Source organism: Mycobacterium sp. 1423905.2, from assembly GCF_001673155.1.
Classification (GTDB): domain Bacteria; phylum Actinomycetota; class Actinomycetes; order Mycobacteriales; family Mycobacteriaceae; genus Mycobacterium.
In genome coordinates, this window is sequence record NZ_LZLE01000284.1 from 1 (window position 1) to 17,513 (window position 17,513).

Consider the following 17,513-nt stretch of genomic DNA (forward strand, 5'->3'; position numbering starts at 1 on the left):
GCGATCGCCGCTCGCACCGCCGACCACCTCAACATCGTCGCGTCGCTCGAGGACCTGCCACGCAAGATGAAGGCCGTGGCCGCGCGCTGCGAAGAAGCCGGCCGCGATCCCGCGACACTGGAAACGAGTCTGATGCTGACCGTCCGGATCGACGAAAACCTCAGTCCGGAAAAGCTTCCCGAGCAAGTCAGTGGCCGCATGGTGGTCGGCAGCCCGGCGCAGATCGCCGATCAAGTGCAAGCCAAAGTGCTCGGCGCCGGCGTCGGCGGAGTCATCATCAACCTGTCCTCGCACGGTTTCGCGCCTGGGGTCATCACCACCGCTGCGGAAGCGTTGCGCCCACTGCTTGGTGTTTAGCGCCACAAAAGCGTCCCCCGCCCGGTGTGGCTGATTACACACCTATGCGCCTGGGTATCTGGGTGAGGCTTGACTAACCTTGAAATAGGGTGAGTAGCTAACTAAAGGCGCCCGCCGAGGAGCCCCGTCAGGAGCAGAGGCACATGAGTCCCCAGCAAGAAACTACAGCTGAGCCGCGCCGTAAACATCGCGTCGTCATCATCGGGTCCGGGTTCGGTGGGCTTAACGCGGCAAAGAAACTCAAGCATGCCGACGTCGAGATCAAACTGATCGCCCGTACCACTCATCACCTTTTCCAGCCGTTGCTGTATCAAGTGGCGACCGGCATCATCTCCGAGGGCGAGATCGCTCCGCCCACCCGTGTCGTACTGCGCAAACAGCGCAACGTGCAGGTATTGCTGGGCAATGTCACCCACATCGACTTGGCCAGGCAGATCGTCATCTCGGAGTTGCTGGGCCACACCTACGAAACGCCTTACGACAGCTTGATCGTCGCTGCCGGTGCGGGGCAGTCCTACTTCGGCAACGACCACTTCGCCGAATTCGCTCCCGGCATGAAGTCCATCGACGACGCGCTGGAGTTGCGCGGCCGGATCCTGAGTGCCTTCGAACAAGCCGAGCGGTCCAGCGACCCGGAACGCCGCAAGAAACTGCTGACCTTCACCGTCGTGGGCGCCGGTCCGACCGGCGTCGAAATGGCCGGGCAGATAGCCGAATTGGCGGAGTACACGCTCAAAGGCGCGTTCCGCCACATTGATTCGACCAAGGCGCGGGTAATCCTGCTCGACGCCGCGCCCGCGGTGCTACCGCCGATGGGAGAAAAGCTCGGTGAGCGAGCCGCCGCGCGATTGAAGAAGCTGGGCGTGGAAATTCAGCTGGGCGCCATGGTGACCGACGTCGACCGCAACGGCATCACCGTCAAGGACGCCGACGGCACCGAGCGGCGCATCGAATCGGCGTGCAAGGTCTGGTCCGCCGGTGTTTCGGCCAGCCGGCTGGGCCGCGATCTTGGCGAGCAGTCCGACGCCGAGCTCGACCGCGCCGGCCGCGTGAAAGTGCTTCCCGACCTGTCCATTCCGGGACATCCGAACGTGTTCGTCATCGGTGACATGGCCGCCGTCGACGGCGTGCCGGGCGTCGCCCAAGGCGCCATTCAGGGCGCCAAGTACGTCGCCAACAACATCAAGGCAGAACTCGACGGCGCCGACCCGACGGCGCGGGAGCCGTTCCAGTACTTCGACAAAGGCTCGATGGCCACGGTGTCGCGGTTCTCTGCGGTGGCCAAGATCGGCCCGTTGGAATTCAGCGGATTCATCGCCTGGCTCATGTGGCTGGTACTGCACTTGGTGTACCTGATCGGATTCAAAACCAAGGTCACCACGCTGTTGTCCTGGACGGTGACGTTCTTGAGCACCCGACGCGGCCAGCTGACCATCACCGATCAGCAGGCGTTCGCCCGTACGCGGCTGGAACAACTCGCCGAACTCGCCGCAGAAGCCCAACAGTCCGAACAGGTCACCCGGAAGGCCAGTTAGATAGTTGGCTGAAGACTGCTGCAGCGCAGCGGGTTTCAGCCGGACTGCGCTTCGAGGTTCTGCAGCCTGACCTGACCGCGCGCAACCAGCCGCTCGGCGTCGTCGGTGATCGTGACCAGCCACAGTTGCTGACGACGACCCCGATGCACGGGTTCGGCCTTGCCGTACACCGTTCCGGACTTGATGGCGCGCAGGAAATCGGTGTTGTTGTTGACCCCGACGACATCTCCCCCGCCGTTGGACGCCAGCCAGGTGTAGGCGGCCACACTGGCCATGCTCTCGATCATCGAGCAGTACACCCCGCCGTGCACCAAGCCCATGGGCTGCAACAGTTTGGGCTGCACTTCCAGCTGCGCGCGGGCGCCGTCGGGGCTCAGCTCGGTGAACCGCAGGCCCAGTTCATTGTCGAACGGCGCGGTGAAATCCGGCGGCAGCGTCTTTGACGAATCGGGCGGCGTTGACACGTCCTTGTGTCTACACCATCGACACCTTGAACACCTTGGATCCTTAACCGGAAAAGCAGGCGAGCCCCGTGCACCAGGCACGGGGCTCGCCGATCGAGTAGACCGGGGGTCACTGCAGCCCTCAGGACCTCCTCGCGGTCATTTCTGCGCTCGACCACGATCAGCATAGGCAAGGCTGCCCTAATTTCGCAAGCCTCGGATGCGCTATGTTTCATAGGTGCCGGAGCAATCGATCCGCCTAACGGACACCTGTGAGGACAGCCACAAATCGCGCCAGCGCGGCCGGTCAACCACCAATCGATCGGAGACTTGTCCGGGTTTGCGTACGACAGCCGGTAGTAAGTCGGAGTATTCTGTTCGCAACGGCGATGGAGAAGAACGGACTATGGCCAAGCTGACGCGGCTCGGAGACCTAGAACGCGCGGTGATGGATCACCTGTGGTCCACGCCCGAGCCTCAAACGGTGCGCCAAGTGCACGAGGCGTTGTCCACGCGGCGCGACCTTGCCTACACCACCGTGATGACAGTGCTGCAACGGTTGGCCAAGAAGAACCTGGTCTCCCAAATCCGCGACGACCGCGCTCACCGTTACGCACCCGTGCACGGCCGCGACGAACTGGTCGCCGGCCTCATGGTCGATGCGCTGGCGCAGGCCGAAGACTTCGGCAGCCGTCAAGCCGCACTCGTACACTTCGTCGAGCGTGTCAACCCCGACGAGGCTGACGCCTTGCGCCGGGCGCTCGCCGAATTGGAAACCACTCAACGCAATTCGCCATCGGGTGGCGCACCGGCAACCGACTGAGGGAGACTTGCAGCGTGTCCGCGCTGGCCTTCACCATCCTTGCGGTGCTGTTGGCTGGCCCGGTGCCGGCCCTCCTAGCACGAGCGACGTGGCCGCTGCGTGCCCCCCGCGCGGCGATGGTGTTGTGGCAGGCCGTCGCCCTGGCGGCGGTCCTCTCCGCGTTCAGCGCGGGCATCGCCATTGCCAGCCGGGTGCTGATGCCGGGCCCGGACGGGCGACCCACGGCCGGCGTCCTCGAAGCCGAGGGCCGGCTGGGCTGGGCCCTGTGGGCGGCCTACCTGGCTGTCTTCGCGATCACCGTGCTGATCGGTATCCGGTTGATCGCCGCGGTGGTGCGAGTGGCTATCGCGACGCGGCGGCGGCGGGCGCACCACCGCATGGTGGTCGACCTGGTCGGCGTCGGCCGCGACAATCCGCTCACCCAGGCCTGCGCCTGGATCCGGGACCTGCGCATCCTCGACGTACCTCAGCCGCTTGCCTATTGCCTGCCCGGTGTGCGCAGCCGGGTGGTGGTCAGCGAGGGCACGCTGAGCGCCTTGGCCGACGACGAAGTCGCCGCCATCCTCACCCACGAGCGGGCGCATCTGCGGGCCCGGCACGACCTGGTGCTCGAAGCGTTCACCGCCGTGCACGCCGCGTTCCCGCGACTGGTGCGCAGCGCCAACGCTCTCGGGGCGGTGCAGTTACTCGTCGAACTGCTGGCCGACGACGCCGCGGTGCGCGCCGCCGGCCGCACTCCCCTGGCCCGCGCGCTGGTCGCCTGCGCATCGGGCCGGCCCCCGTCGTGCGCGCTGGCGGCGGGCGGACCCAGCACCGTGCTGCGGGTGCGTCGGTTGTCCGGGCGCGGCAACAGCCCTGTGCTGGCGGCCGCCGCATACCTGGCCGCGGCTGCGGTACTCGTCGTGCCCACCATCGCGCTGGCCGTACCGTGGCTTACCGAACTACACCGACTGTTCGTCAGGTAAAGACCGAGTAAGCACCATGGAGGACCCCGCGTCCGCTGTGTAACAGTGTGTCGGAAAGCTCGTCGGAAGAGTTGCCCAACCCGGAAGGCAAGACATGAGTTCGTCGGATTCGAAAACCGGCACCGCGCAGATCGGCGTCACCGGCCTAGCCGTCATGGGTTCGAACATCGCCCGCAACTTCGCGCATCACGGTTACACCGTGGCGCTGCACAACCGATCCGCTGCCAAGACTGACGCGCTGCTCGAAGAGCACGGAGACGAAGGCAATTTCGTCCGAACCGAAACCATCGAAGAGTTTCTCGACGCACTGGAGAAGCCGCGCCGGGTACTGATCATGGTGAAGGCCGGCGACCCCACCGACGCGGTCATCGAGCAGCTGGCCGACGCCATGGAAGAGGGCGACATCATCATCGACGGTGGCAACGCCCTCTACACCGACACCATTCGGCGCGAGAAGGCCATGAGTGAGCGCGGGCTGCACTTCGTCGGAGCGGGCATCTCCGGCGGCGAGGAGGGCGCCCTGAACGGACCGTCGATCATGCCCGGGGGGCCCGCCGAGTCATACAAGTCACTGGGCCCGCTGCTGGAAGAGATTTCCGCGCACGTCGACGGCGTGCCCTGCTGCACCCACATCGGCCCCGACGGTGCCGGCCACTTCGTCAAGATGGTGCACAACGGCATCGAGTACTCCGATATGCAGCTCATCGGCGAGGCGTATCAATTGCTGCGCGACGGCCTGGGCAAGACGGCCGACCAGATCGCCGACGTGTTCGACGAGTGGAACAAGGGCGATCTGGACAGCTTCCTGGTCGAAATCACCGCGCAGGTGTTGCGGCAGAAGGACGCCAAGACCGGCAAGCCGCTGGTCGACGTCATCCTCGACGAGGCCGAGCAGAAGGGCACCGGCCGCTGGACGGTGAAGTCCGCGCTGGACCTCGGCGTGCCGGTGACCGGTATCGCCGAAGCGGTGTTCGCCCGCGCGCTGTCGGGCTCGGTGGCCCAACGCAAAGCCACCACCGGCTTGGCCTCCGGTGATCTCAGCGAAAAGCCAGATAACGCTGAGCAATTCATCGAAGACGTCCGCCAAGCTCTGTACGCGTCGAAGATCATCGCCTACGCCCAGGGTTTCAACCAGATCCAGGCCGGCAGCGCCGAATACGACTGGGACATCACCCCCGGCGACCTGGCCACCATCTGGCGCGGAGGATGCATCATCCGGGCGAAGTTCCTCAACCGGATCAAAGAGGCCTACGACGACGACCCCGACCTGCCGACGCTGATCGTCGCGCCTTATTTCCGCAGCGCCATCGAGGCCGCGATCGACGGCTGGCGGCGTGTTGTCGTAGCGGCCACCCAATTGGGTATCCCGATTCCCGGGTTCTCCTCGGCGCTGTCCTACTACGACGCGCTGCGTACCGAGCGGTTGCCCGCGGCGCTGACCCAGGGGCTGCGCGACTTCTTCGGTGCCCACACTTACGGGCGCGTCGACGAGGAACCGAGCAAGAAGTTCCACACCCTGTGGAGCGGAGACCGAAGCGAAGTACCGGCTTAACCGACCACCTGGAAGTTCATGCAGTTTCTCAACGGGCATCGACCCGCGCACGACCTGACCTACAACGACGTGTTCATCATGCCGAACCGTTCGGACGTGGCATCCCGCTTCGACGTGGACTTGTCGACCGTCGACGGCTCCGGCACCACCATCCCGGTAGTGGTCGCGAACATGACCGCGGTGGCGGGCCGACGGATGGCCGAAACCGTGGCGCGCCGCGGTGGCATCGTCATCCTGCCGCAGGATCTGCCCATCCCGGCCGTGCAGCAGACGGTCGAGTTCGTCAAGAGCCGTGATCTGGTGCTCGACACCCCGGTGATCCTCGGACCGGACGACTCGGTCTCCGACGCGATTGCCTTGATCCACAAGCGCGCGCACGGCGCCGCGGTGGTCGTCTTCGAAGGACGTCCCATCGGTTTGGTCACCGAATCGTCCTGGATGGGCGTGGACCGTTTTACCCGGGTGCGCGATATCGCGGTCACCGACTTCGTGACCGCCCCGGTCGGAACCGAGCCCCGCAAGATCTTCGACCTGCTCGAACACGCTCCCGTTGACGTCGCCGTGGTGACCGCCGCCGACGGCACCCTGGCCGGAGTGTTGACCCGCACCGGGGCGATCCGCGCCGGCATCTACACCCCGGCTACCGACACCACCGGGCGGCTGCGCATCGGGGCGGCCGTCGGCATCAACGGCGACGTCGGCGCCAAAGCGCGGGCGTTGGCCGAAGCCGGGGTGGACGTTCTGGTCATCGACACCGCGCACGGCCACCAAGTCAAGACCGTGGAGGCGATCAAGACGGTTGCGTCCCTGGGGTTGGGTGTGCCGCTGGCGGCCGGCAACGTGGTGTCGGCCGAGGGCACCCGGGACCTGCTGGAAGCCGGCGCGAGCATCGTGAAGGTCGGCGTCGGGCCCGGGGCGATGTGCACCACGCGGATGATGACGGGCGTGGGTCGCCCGCAATTCTCCGCGGTACTCGAATGCGCCTCGGCGGCAAGGGAACTCGGCGGTCACGTGTGGGCCGACGGCGGCATCCGGCACCCGCGTGACGTGGCCTTGGCGCTGGCGGCCGGCGCGTCCAACGTGATGATCGGCTCGTGGTTCGCCGGCACTTATGAGTCGCCGGGCGACCTGATGCGCGACCGGGAGGACCAGCCCTACAAGGAGAGCTACGGCATGGCCTCCAAGCGGGCCGTGGTTGCCCGCACCGGGGCCGACAGCCCGTTCGACCGAGCCCGCAAAGCGCTTTTCGAGGAAGGGATCTCGACCTCACGCATGGGTTTGGATCCCAACCGCGGGGGCGTCGAGGACCTGATCGACCACATCATGTCCGGGGTGCGCAGCACCTGCACTTATGTGGGCGCCGCGACGCTGGCCGAGCTGCACGAGCGGGTCGTGGTCGGGGTGCAGTCGCCCGCGGGTTTCGCCGAGGGCCATCCCCTGCCCTCCGGCTGGTGACCGCAGCTCGCCGCGCGGGCTGACGGCCGGCCGAACGTCTTCGCTACCATAAGAAAACCGCAGCGAAGCGCGTGCGGGAGTCGAGGAAAGGGTTGACGTGCCGCAGGCACCCGCCGAGGCCCTCATTTCCTGGGGGGCCTTCCGGGACGGGCGGCGAGCCCAGGCCCCGGGCGCACCGGGCCAACGACCTCCGGGCAACGCATGATCTCCACCGTCCTGGTCAGCGTGTTGGCCATCCTGGCGCTCACCTTCGGGACGGCCGTCTTCGTCGCGGCTGAGTTTTCGCTGACCACCCTGGACCGCAGCACCGTCGAGGCCAATGCCCGCGGCGGGGCGCAGCGCGACCGGTTCATCCGCCGGGCGCACCGGCGGCTGTCCTTTCACCTGTCCGGCGCCCAGCTGGGCATCTCGATCACCACGTTGGCCACCGGTTACCTCACCGACCCGTTGGTCGCCGAGTTACCGCACCCGGCCCTGAACGCGATCGGGATCTCCGACCGGATGGCCAAGGCAATCACCACGTTTCTGGCGTTGGTCATCGTCACCTCGGTCTCGATGGTGTTCGGTGAGCTGGTTCCCAAGTACTTGGCGGTGGCCAGCCCGTTGCGCACCGCCCGCGCCGTAGTGCTGCCGCAGTGGCTGTTCTCGGTGGTTTTCACGCCGGCCATCCGGTTGACCAACGGAGCGGCCAACTGGGTGGTGCGCCAATTCGGCATCGAACCTGCCGAGGAGCTGCGGTCGGCCCGCTCGCCGCAGGAGCTGGTGTCCCTGGTGCGCACCTCGGCGCGCAGCGGTTCGCTCGACGACGCGACCGCCTCGCTGATGCGTCGCTCCCTGCAGTTCGGCGCGCTGACCGCCGAGGAATTGATGACACCGCGGTCGAAGATCGTGGCCCTACAAACCGACGACTCCATCGCCGATCTGGTCGCCGCCGTCGCGGACTCCGGGTATTCCCGCTTCCCGATCGTCCGCGGCGACCTCGACGAAACCGTCGGCATCGTGCACGTCAAGCAAGCTTTCGAGGTTCCGTCCGAGAAACGCCCGCACACGCTGCTCACCACGGTCGCAAGTCCGGTCGCGGTGGTGCCGAGCACCCTGGACGGGGATGCGGTGCTCGCCGAGATCCGGGCCAACGCATTGCAGACGGTCATGGTGGTCGACGAGTACGGCGGCACCGCCGGCATGGTGACCGTCGAGGACCTAATCGAGGAAATCGTGGGCGACGTGCGTGACGAACACGACGACGCCACTCCGGACGTGGAGAAGGCGGGCAGTGGCTGGCGCGTGTCGGGCCTGCTGCGCATCGACGAGGTCGCCACCGCCACCGGATACCGCGCCGCTGAAGGGCCTTACGAAACCATCGGCGGGCTGGTGCTGCGCGAGCTCGGCCACATTCCGGTGGCCGGCGAGACGGTCGAATTACCCGCGTTGAACCGGGACGGGTTGCCGGACGAATCGGTGCGTTGGCAGGCCGAGGTGGTCCAGATGGACGGTCGCCGTATCGACTTGGTCGAGCTGACCGAACTCGGCGGCGTCGAAGAAGCGGGCCGGAGCGGCCCGTGAACGCGGCCGTGGAAGTCCTACTAGCCCTGCTGCTGATCGGCGCCAACGCGTTCTTCGTCGGCGCGGAGTTCGCCCTGATCTCGGCTCGCCGGGACCGCTTGGAAGCCCTGGCCGAACAGGGCAGAGCCAGCGCCGTCACGGTGATCCGGGCCAGCGAACAACTGCCGCTGATGCTGGCCGGCGCTCAGCTCGGCGTGACCATCTCCTCCTTGTTGCTCGGCCGCATCGGTGAGCCGGCGGTGGCCGAACTGCTGCACTCGGCCTTCGGCCTGACCGGTATGCCACCGGCCCTGCTGCACACGCTGTCATTCGCGATCGCGCTGGCCCTCGTCGTCACGCTGCATGTGTTGCTCGGCGAGATGGTGCCCAAGAACATCGCCTTGGCCGGTCCCGAGCGCACGGCGATGTTGCTGGTTCCCGCCTACCTGCCCTACGTGCGTGCGGCACGGCCGTTCATCACCCTGTACAACAAGTGCGCCAACGCGGTACTGCGAGCGCTCGGGGTGGAACCCAAGGACGAGCTCGACATCACCGTCTCCACCGTCGAGCTCAGCGAGATGATCGCGGACTCGGTGTCCGAAGGCTTACTGGATCCCGAAGAGCATTCCCGGCTGACCCGGGCGCTGCGGGTCCGCACGCATCTGGTGGGGGACGTAGCGGTGCCGCTGGCCAACGTGCGTTCGGTGCCGGTCGCGGCGCCAGGCGCGGGTCCCACCATCGGTGCGGTCGAGCAGGCGTTGGCCGAGACCGGCTTCTCCCGGTACCCGGTCGTGGGTCGCGACGGCACCTACATCGGATACCTGCACATCAAAGACATGCTGCCGCTAGGTGACGATCCGCAGACCGTGATCGATAGGGCCTTGGTCCGCCCGCTGCCCCGCGTTCCCGGGTCGCTGGGTCTGCCCGACGCCCTGACCCGCATGCGCCGCAGCAACAGCCACCTGGCGTTGGTCACCGGCGATGACGGCGCCGTCGTGGCGATGGTGGCGCTGGAAGATCTGGTGGGCGACCTGGTCGGCACCATGCGAGACACCGCGACGCCCGACTGAACCGCCCGGCCGCCGGGGGCATCGCTGCCGAGCCCGTATGATCGTTAGCCGCGTTGCCAGGAAGCGGGTCGCACGCCCCGCCCGCCGGTTCGACGGGCGCGATCACGGTATGACCTGGCGTTGCACGTCGGCCGGATACGTTCGTCAGGCTGCCGGATCGGTAGGCTGACGGCGGTGCCAATAACGGTGCCAATAAGGGTGCCAACCAGGGCGCCAGCGGGGCCGAAAGAGGCCAGAGGGGTCTAGAAGGGCCGGTTAGGGCCATTACGGAGGAGAACCATGACTGATCGGGTGACGGAAGGTAATCTGCGCGTCGCTCGGGTGCTCTACGACTTCGTGAACAACGAGGCGTTGCCCGGCACCGGCATCGACCCGGACAGCTTCTGGGCGGGCGTTGACAAGGTCGTCACCGACCTCACGCCACAGAACCAGGACCTGTTGAAGGTCCGCGACGACTTGCAGGCCCAGATCGACAAGTGGCATCGGCACCGGGTGCTCGAGCCGTTCGATGTGGACGCCTACCGCGAATTCTTGACCGAGATCGGCTATCTGCTGCCGGAGCCGGACGACTTCACCATCACCACTTCTGGGGTCGACGACGAGATCATCAGCACCGCCGGCCCGCAGCTGGTCGTCCCGGTGCTCAACGCGCGGTTCGCGCTCAACGCGGCCAACGCTCGCTGGGGTTCCCTCTACGACGCCCTGTACGGCACCGACGTGATCCCGGAGACCGACGGCGCGGAGAAGGGCACCAGCTACAACCAGGTTCGCGGTGACAAGGTCATCGCCTACGCCCGCAAGTTCCTGGACGAAGCCGTGCCGCTGGCGTCGGGTTCCTGGGTCGACGCCACCGGAGTGAGCATCGAAGACGGCCAACTGCAGATCGCCCTGGGCGACGAGTCCACCGGGCTGGCCAGCCCGGAGAAGTTCGTCGGGTACAACGGTGAGCTCGGTTCGGCGGACTGGTCGGTGCTGTTGGCCAACCACGGGCTGCACATCGAGATCCTGATCGACCCCGAGTCGCCGGTCGGCAAGACCGACGCCGCGGGCATCAAGGATGTGGTCCTGGAATCGGCGGTCACCACGATCATGGACTTCGAGGACTCCGTCACCGCGGTCGACGCGTACGACAAGGTGGTCGGCTACCGCAACTGGCTCGGTCTGAACCGCGGCGACCTGGCCGAGGAGGTCCGCAAGGGCGGCCAGGCCTTCACCCGCACCCTGAATGCCGACCGCACCTACACCACTCCTGACGGCGGCGAGCTGACCCTGCCCGGGCGCAGCCTGCTGTTCGTCCGCAATGTCGGCCACCTGATGACCAACGACGCCATCGTCGACGCCGAAGGTAACGAGGTGCCCGAAGGCATCCTGGATGCGTTGTTCACCGGGGTGGCCGCAATCCACGGCCTCAAGGCCGGGGAGGAGAACGGTCCGCTGACCAACAGCCGCACCGGCTCCATCTACATCGTCAAGCCGAAGATGCACGGCCCGGCCGAGGTGGCGTTCACGTGCGAGCTGTTCAGCCGGGTCGAAGACGTGCTGGGCCTGCCGCAGGGCACCCTCAAGGTCGGCATCATGGACGAAGAGCGCCGCACCACGGTCAACCTCAAGGCGTGCATCAAGGCCGCCGCGGACCGCGTCGTCTTCATCAACACCGGCTTCCTGGACCGCACCGGCGACGAGATCCACACCTCCATGGAGGCAGGTCCGATGATTCGCAAGGGCGCGATGAAGAACACCACCTGGATCAAGGCCTACGAAGACGCCAACGTCGACATCGGCCTGGCCGCCGGATTTTCCGGCAAGGCGCAGATCGGCAAGGGCATGTGGGCCATGACCGAGCTGATGGCCGACATGGTCGAGCAGAAGATCGGCCAGCCCAAGGCCGGCGCCACCACGGCATGGGTGCCGTCGCCGACCGCGGCCACCCTGCACGCCATGCACTACCACCAGGTCGACGTGTTCGCCGTGCAGAAGGAACTGGAAGGCCAGACGCGAACCACCATCGACCAGTTGCTGACCATTCCGCTGGCTAAGGAACTGGCCTGGGCGCCCGAGGAGATCCGCGAGGAAGTCGACAACAACTGCCAGTCGATCCTGGGCTACGTCGTGCGCTGGGTGGAACAGGGTGTCGGCTGTTCGAAGGTGCCCGACATCCACAACACCGCGCTGATGGAGGACCGCGCCACTCTGCGCATCTCCAGCCAGTTGCTCGCCAACTGGCTGCGCCACGGCGTCATCACCAGTGAGGACGTGCGGGCCAGCCTGGAACGGATGGCGCCGCTGGTGGACAAGCAGAACGAGGGTGACCCGGCATATCGCCCGATGGCGCCCAATTTCGACGACAGCATCGCTTTCCTGGCCGCCCAAGAGCTCATTCTGTCCGGGGGGCAGCAGCCCAACGGCTACACCGAGCCGATTCTGCACCGCCGTCGTCGCGAATTTAAGGCACGCGCTGGTGCGTAGGTTCGGCTCAACAGCCGGCCACTTCGCACGGAGAGGACGCAAACGCCGGTATGGGTAGGCACAGCAAGCCCGACCCTGGAGAATTTGCCGACGAGCCGTCTGACGAACACGCGGCCGACCACGACGACACGGTCGGCGCGTTAGGTGACCACGCCCGCGGTGGCGGGGCGGAGGAGCCGCCGGCCGCCGACTTCGGCGACTACAGCCAGGAGGGCTACGCCGCCGAGGCGGATCGGTACGCCGACGACTATCCCGACTTCACTCCGCCCGTCTCCGAGCGAGCCCCGGAAAGTCCTGAGCCCCCGGCCGGTGCGGCCGCGCGGCGCTCCGGGCACCGCGGACTCAGCGACTGGCGCGGCGGGCACCGCAGCGCGGGCGGACGGCGAGGCGTCAGCATCGGCGTGATCGTGGCGCTGGTGACCGTGGTGGTGGTGGTCGCCGGGGTCATCCTGTGGCGGTTCTTCGGCGACGCGCTCTCACACCGCTCGCACACGGCCGCCGCGCGCTGCGTGGGCGGCAAGGACTCGGTCGCGGTACTCGCCGACCCGTCGATCGTCGACCAGATCAAGGGCCTCGCCGACGGCTACAACGCATCGGCGGGCCCAGTCGGTGACCGCTGCGTGACCGTAACCGTCAATCCCTCCGGCTCGGACGCCGTCGTCAGCGGCTTCGCCGGCAAGTGGCCGGCGCAGCTGGGTGCCCAGCCCGGTCTGTGGATTCCGGGCAGTTCTGTGTCGGCGGCTCGGCTGGCCGGGGCCGTCGGCCAGAAGACCATCAGCGACAGCCGCTCGCTGGTCACGTCGCCGGTGGTGTTGGCGCTGCGCCCCGAGTTGCAGCAGGCGCTCGCCAAACAGAGTTGGGCGGCGTTGCCCGGTTTGCAGACCAATCCCACCTCACTGGCCGGCCTGAACCTGCCGACCTGGGGTTCGCTGCGCCTGGCGCTGCCAATGACCGGCAACGGCGACGCCTCCTTGCTGGCCGGTGAGGCGATAGCAGCGGCGTCGGCGCCGCCGGGCGCGCCGCCCACGGCCGGCACCGGCGCGGTGCGCACGCTGATGAGCGGACAACCCAAGCTGGCCGACGACTCACTCAACGAGGCGATGAACGCGCTACTCAAACCGGGCCCCAAGCCCGAAGACGCCGCGGCCGCCCCGGTACACGCCGTGGTCACCACCGAACAACAACTGTTCGCCCGCGGCCAGTCCACGCCCGACGCCAAGGGCAAGCTGGCATCGTGGTTGCCGCCGGGGCCGGTCGCGCTGGCCGACTATCCCACGGTGTTGCTCACCGGCTCGTGGCTGTCCCAGGAGGAGACCACCGCGGCGAGTGCGTTCGCCAGGTACATGCACAAGCCCGAGCAACTGGCCAAGCTGGCCAAAGCGGGCTTCCGCGTCAGCGGGGAGAACCCGCCGGCCAGCCCGGTCACCAATTTCCCGGCGTTGCCCGCCCCGCTGTCAGTCGGTGACGAGAGCATGCGCGCCACGTTGGCCGAAAGCATGGCCGCGCCCTCGGCCGGTCTGGCCGCGACCATCATGCTCGACCAGTCGATGCCCAACGACGACGGCGGCGGCAAGACTCGACTCGCCAATGTGATTGCCGCGCTGAGCAACCGGATCAAGGCGCTACCGCCGACCGCCGTCGTCGGCTTGTGGACGTTCGACGGACACGAAGGCCGATCGGAGGTCCCGACCGGCCCGCTGTCCGATCCGGTCAACGGCCAGCCCCGGTCGTCGGCTCTGACAGCCGCGCTGGACAAACAGTATTCGTCCGGGGGCGGGGCGGTGTCGTTCACCACGCTGCGGATGATCTACCAGGACGCGCTGGCGAATTTCCGTGCCGGGCAATCGAATTCGATCCTGGTGATCACCGCCGGGCCGCACACCGACCAATCCCTGGACGGCAACGGCTTGCAGGACTTCATCCGCAACAGCGCCGACCCGGCAAAACCCGTCGCGGTCAACGTGATCGACTTCGGCGGCGATCCGGACCGGGCCACCTGGGAAGCGGTGGCGCGACTCAGCGGCGGTGGCTACCAGAACGTGGCCACGTCGTCCTCGCCGGATCTTGCCAACGCCGTCAACACCTTCTTGAGCTGACCCGAGATGGGACCTGACTTCACTCCCGATCCCCGGCTGTATCCCTTCGAATCACGCTGGTTCGACAGCTCGCACGGTCGTCTGCACTACCTCGACGAAGGAACCGGTCCCCCGATCCTGTTGTGTCACGGCAATCCGACGTGGAGCTTCCTGTACCGCGACATCATCCTGGCCCTGCGCGACCGATTCCGTTGCATCGCGCCGGATTATCTCGGCTTCGGTCTATCGGCGCGCCCGTCGGGATTCGGCTACACCGCCGAGGAACACGCCTCGGTGCTCGGGGAATTCGTCGACCATCTGGGTTTGGACGGGTATTTGACGATGGGTCAGGACTGGGGCGGGCCGATCAGCATGGCCGTCGCCGCGCAACGCGCAGACAGGGTGCGCGGAATCGTACTGGGCAACACCTGGTTCTGGCCGGCCGACGTGCTGACCACGAAGATCTTCAGCAAGGTGATGTCGAGTCCGCCACTACAGTACGCGATCCTGCACCGCAATTTCTTTGTCGAGCAACTGATCCCAGCCGGTTGCGAGCGGCGACCCAGCGACGCCGTGATGGAGCACTACCGCGCCGCGCAGCCTTCGCCGGCGGCGCGAGTCGGTGTCGCGCGCATGCCCAAGGAAATCCTGGCGGCCCGCCCGTTGTTGGAGCGACTGGCCGGCGAAGTGCCAAAACGGTTGAGCGCCAAACCCACACTGTTGGTGTGGGGTATGAAGGACGTCGCATTCCGGCCCGGCCCGTCGATTCCGCGGATGCGGGCAACATTCCCCGACCACGTGCTCGTCGAGTTGCCCACCGCCAAACACTTCATTCAGGAGGATGCGCCGCAGCGCATCGCCGCAGCGATCATCGACCGGTTCGGCTGAGCGGCCGGTCCTTCGCTCCTTTTTAGGCGAAGGCTTCCACCGGCGGGCACGAGCAGACCAGATTGCGGTCGCCGTAGGCGCCGTCGATGCGACGCACCGGCGGCCACACCTTGGGGCGAAACGCCGTACCCAGCGGATAGGCGGCTTCCTCCCGGGTGTACGGGTGATCCCAGTCCGAGACCAGCAGACTTTGCGCGGTGTGTGGCGCGCCGCGCAGCGGGTTGTCCTCCACCGGCCACTGCCCGCTGCCGACCTTGTCGATCTCGGCGCGGATGCCGATCATGGCTTCGCAGAAGGCGTCCACCTCGGCCAGGCTCTCACTTTCGGTGGGCTCCACCATGAGTGTGCCGGCCACCGGGAAGCTCATGGTCGGTGCGTGGAAGCCGTAGTCCGCCAAGCGCTTTGCGACGTCGTCGACGGTGACTCCGGTCTTCTTGGTGATGCCGCGCAGATCCAGGATGCACTCGTGGGCGACCATCCCGTTCTCGCCGGTGTACAACACCGGGAAGTACTCGTCGAGGCGACGGGCGATGTAGTTGGCCGACGTGATCGCCGTCAGCGACGCCGCCCGTAGACCATCGGCACCCATCATCCGGATGTAGGCCCAGCTGATCGGCAGAATCGACGCCGACCCGTAGGGTGCCGCGGACACCGGATGCCCCGACGGCAACTCCGGCGCGTGTGGGTGTCCGGGCAGGAACGGCGCCAGGTGCGAACGCACCGCCACCGGCCCGACGCCGGGTCCGCCGCCGCCGTGTGGGATGCAGAACGTCTTGTGCAGATTTAGGTGGCTCACGTCGCCGCCGAACTTGCCCGGACGGGCCAGACCGACCAGTGCGTTCAGGTTGGCGCCGTCGACGTAGACCTGACCGCCCGCGTCGTGCACGGCCGCGCAGATTTCGGCGATGTCGTGCTCGTAGACGCCATGGGTGGAGGGATAGGTGATCATCAAGGTGGAGAGCCGGTCGGCGTGCTCGCTGACCTTGGCGCGCAGGTCGTCGAGGTCGACGTCGCCGTTGTCGAGGCAGCCGACCACGACCACCCGCATGCCGGCCAATGCGGCAGACGCCGCGTTGGTGCCGTGTGCGCTGGACGGGATGAGGCAGATGTCGCGGTGCGGCTCACCGCGGTCGGCGTGGTAGTCGTGGATGGCCAGCAAGCCGGCGTACTCGCCCTGCGAGCCCGCGTTGGGTTGCAGCGACACCGCGTCGTAGCCGGTGATCTGAACCAGCCACTCCTCCAGGTCGGCGATGAGCCGACGGAGGCCGGGGGTGTCTTCAGCCGGCGCGAACGGGTGCTGTCGCGCGAATTCGGGCCAGGTGATCGACTCCATCTCGGCGGCGGCGTTGAGTTTCATGGTGCATGACCCCAGCGGAATCATGCTGCGGTCCAACGCGACATCTTTGTCCGCCAGGGTGCGCAGGTAGCGCATCATCGACGTTTCGGTGCGGTACTGCGTGAACGCCGGATGGGTCAGGAATTCCGTGCGGCGGGTGGCGATGTCGACGGCGGCCGGCGCGGCGCCGGTCACGCCGAACGCCTCCAGCACGATCGCGACGTGGGCGTCGGTAGTGGCCTCGTCACACGCCACCGACACGTGGTCGGCGTCGACGCGCCACAGGTTGACGTTCTTGGCCTTGGCCGCGGCCACCACCTCGTCGGCCCGTCCGGGAACCCGGGCCAGCACCGTGTCGAAGTAGGTGTCGTGAACCAGCGCCTCGCCCAGAGCGCCGCCGATGGTCGCGGCATGGCCATGGACCCGGCGCGCGATGTCGGTCAGCCCCTGCGCGCCGTGATAACTGGCGTACATGGCGGCCATCACCGCCAACAGCACCTGGGCGGTGCAGATGTTGCTGGTCGCCTTGTCCCGGCGGATGTGCTGCTCGCGGGTTTGCAGCGCCAGCCGGTAGGCCGGGGACCCGTCGGCGTCCAGGGACACACCGACCAGCCGGCCGGGAAGTTGACGGGCGTGCTTGGTGTGCACGGCCAGATAACCGGCGTGCGGTCCGCCGAATCCCATTGGGACGCCGAACCGTTGCGTGGATCCGAACGCGACGTCGGCGCCGATCTCGCCGGGCGGGGTGATCAGGGTGAGCGCCAGCAGGTCGGCACCGATGGCGACCAACGCGCCGCGCTCGTGCGCCTGTTCGACCAGCGCGGCCCAGTCGGTGATGCGGCCGCTGGCCCCTGGCAGCTGCGCGATGACGCCGAAGAAGTCACCGTCGGGCAGGCCGTCGCGCAGGTCGGCGGTGACGATCTCGATGCCCAGCGGCCGCATCACCGACTGGGCCGCGCTGGTCGAACAGGCGCACGAGCGCGGCGCGTTGGTCGCCATCGGTGCC

The 17,513-nt window shown here is 67.2% G+C and carries 12 protein-coding genes and 1 pseudogene; 11 read left to right on the top strand and 2 right to left on the bottom strand.

Translation table 11 applies throughout. The annotated features are described in order from the left end of the window. Nucleotides 1-357 (top strand): annotated as a pseudogene (locus A9W95_RS18740) (LLM class F420-dependent oxidoreductase); the annotation flags it as partial. A 143-nt stretch (nucleotides 358-500) separates the two neighbouring features. Beyond that, on the top strand, nucleotides 501-1,892 hold the full coding sequence (locus A9W95_RS18745; protein WP_067416067.1) for an NAD(P)/FAD-dependent oxidoreductase: 1,392 nt from the start codon (nucleotides 501-503) through the stop codon (nucleotides 1,890-1,892). Between the two features lie 35 nt (nucleotides 1,893-1,927). On the opposite strand, the gene A9W95_RS18750 is transcribed toward A9W95_RS18745, so the two are convergent. Further along, entirely contained in the window at nucleotides 1,928-2,326 is a 399-nt protein-coding gene (locus A9W95_RS18750; protein ID WP_371328094.1) for a PaaI family thioesterase, read from the bottom strand. A gap of 415 nt (nucleotides 2,327-2,741) precedes the next feature. Here A9W95_RS18750 and A9W95_RS18755 point away from each other — a divergent pair, with 415 nt between their 5' ends. From A9W95_RS18755 to A9W95_RS18795, 9 genes are all read left to right on the top strand, one after another. Then, on the top strand, nucleotides 2,742-3,158 hold the full coding sequence (locus A9W95_RS18755) for a BlaI/MecI/CopY family transcriptional regulator (protein ID WP_067416072.1): 417 nt from the start codon (nucleotides 2,742-2,744) through the stop codon (nucleotides 3,156-3,158). A 14-nt stretch (nucleotides 3,159-3,172) separates the two neighbouring features. After that, nucleotides 3,173-4,123, top strand: a complete 951-nt coding sequence (locus A9W95_RS18760; RefSeq protein ID WP_067416073.1) for a M56 family metallopeptidase — start codon at nucleotides 3,173-3,175, stop codon at nucleotides 4,121-4,123. Nucleotides 4,124-4,217: 94 nt separating this feature from the next. After that, entirely contained in the window at nucleotides 4,218-5,675 is a 1,458-nt protein-coding gene (gene gndA, locus A9W95_RS18765) for an NADP-dependent phosphogluconate dehydrogenase (protein WP_067416076.1), read from the top strand. A gap of 18 nt (nucleotides 5,676-5,693) precedes the next feature. Continuing rightward, nucleotides 5,694-7,130, top strand: coding sequence for a GuaB1 family IMP dehydrogenase-related protein (locus A9W95_RS18770; protein WP_067416079.1), 1,437 nt, complete (start codon nucleotides 5,694-5,696; stop codon nucleotides 7,128-7,130). Between the two features lie 201 nt (nucleotides 7,131-7,331). Continuing rightward, entirely contained in the window at nucleotides 7,332-8,693 is a 1,362-nt protein-coding gene (locus tag A9W95_RS18775; protein ID WP_067416081.1) for a hemolysin family protein, read from the top strand. Then, nucleotides 8,690-9,742 carry a hemolysin family protein gene (locus tag A9W95_RS18780; RefSeq protein ID WP_067416084.1) on the top strand — a complete coding sequence of 351 codons (1,053 nt, stop codon included), beginning with the start codon at nucleotides 8,690-8,692 and terminating at the stop codon, nucleotides 9,740-9,742. The genes A9W95_RS18775 and A9W95_RS18780 overlap by 4 nt, the downstream gene beginning before the upstream one ends. Before the next feature lie 279 nt (nucleotides 9,743-10,021). After that, nucleotides 10,022-12,208 carry a malate synthase G gene (locus A9W95_RS18785; RefSeq protein WP_067416086.1) on the top strand — a complete coding sequence of 729 codons (2,187 nt, stop codon included), beginning with the start codon at nucleotides 10,022-10,024 and terminating at the stop codon, nucleotides 12,206-12,208. Between the two features lie 50 nt (nucleotides 12,209-12,258). Next, entirely contained in the window at nucleotides 12,259-14,304 is a 2,046-nt protein-coding gene (locus A9W95_RS18790; RefSeq protein WP_067416089.1) for a substrate-binding domain-containing protein, read from the top strand. Between the two features lie 6 nt (nucleotides 14,305-14,310). Then, a complete protein-coding gene (locus tag A9W95_RS18795; RefSeq protein WP_067416092.1) occupies nucleotides 14,311-15,171 on the top strand; it encodes a haloalkane dehalogenase in 861 nt (286 codons plus the stop codon). A 22-nt stretch (nucleotides 15,172-15,193) separates the two neighbouring features. On the opposite strand, the gene gcvP is transcribed toward A9W95_RS18795, so the two are convergent. Then, nucleotides 15,194-17,513, bottom strand: a 2,320-nt coding sequence (gene gcvP, locus A9W95_RS18800; RefSeq protein ID WP_253851700.1) for an aminomethyl-transferring glycine dehydrogenase, incomplete at its 5' end; no start/stop codon positions are given.

Bases quoted from the DNA above. Each gene is read 5' to 3' on its own strand.
- A9W95_RS18785 (WP_067416086.1), top strand. From the start codon at position 10,022: ATGACTGATCGGGTGACGGAAGGTAATCTGCGCGTCGCTCGGGTGCTC.
- A9W95_RS18755 (WP_067416072.1), top strand. From the start codon at position 2,742: ATGGCCAAGCTGACGCGGCTCGGAGACCTAGAACGCGCGGTGATGGAT.
- A9W95_RS18775 (WP_067416081.1), top strand. From the start codon at position 7,332: ATGATCTCCACCGTCCTGGTCAGCGTGTTGGCCATCCTGGCGCTCACC.
- A9W95_RS18745 (WP_067416067.1), top strand. From the start codon at position 501: ATGAGTCCCCAGCAAGAAACTACAGCTGAGCCGCGCCGTAAACATCGC.
- A9W95_RS18790 (WP_067416089.1), top strand. From the start codon at position 12,259: ATGGGTAGGCACAGCAAGCCCGACCCTGGAGAATTTGCCGACGAGCCG.
- A9W95_RS18770 (WP_067416079.1), top strand. From the start codon at position 5,694: ATGCAGTTTCTCAACGGGCATCGACCCGCGCACGACCTGACCTACAAC.
- A9W95_RS18795 (WP_067416092.1), top strand. From the start codon at position 14,311: ATGGGACCTGACTTCACTCCCGATCCCCGGCTGTATCCCTTCGAATCA.
- gndA (WP_067416076.1), top strand. From the start codon at position 4,218: ATGAGTTCGTCGGATTCGAAAACCGGCACCGCGCAGATCGGCGTCACC.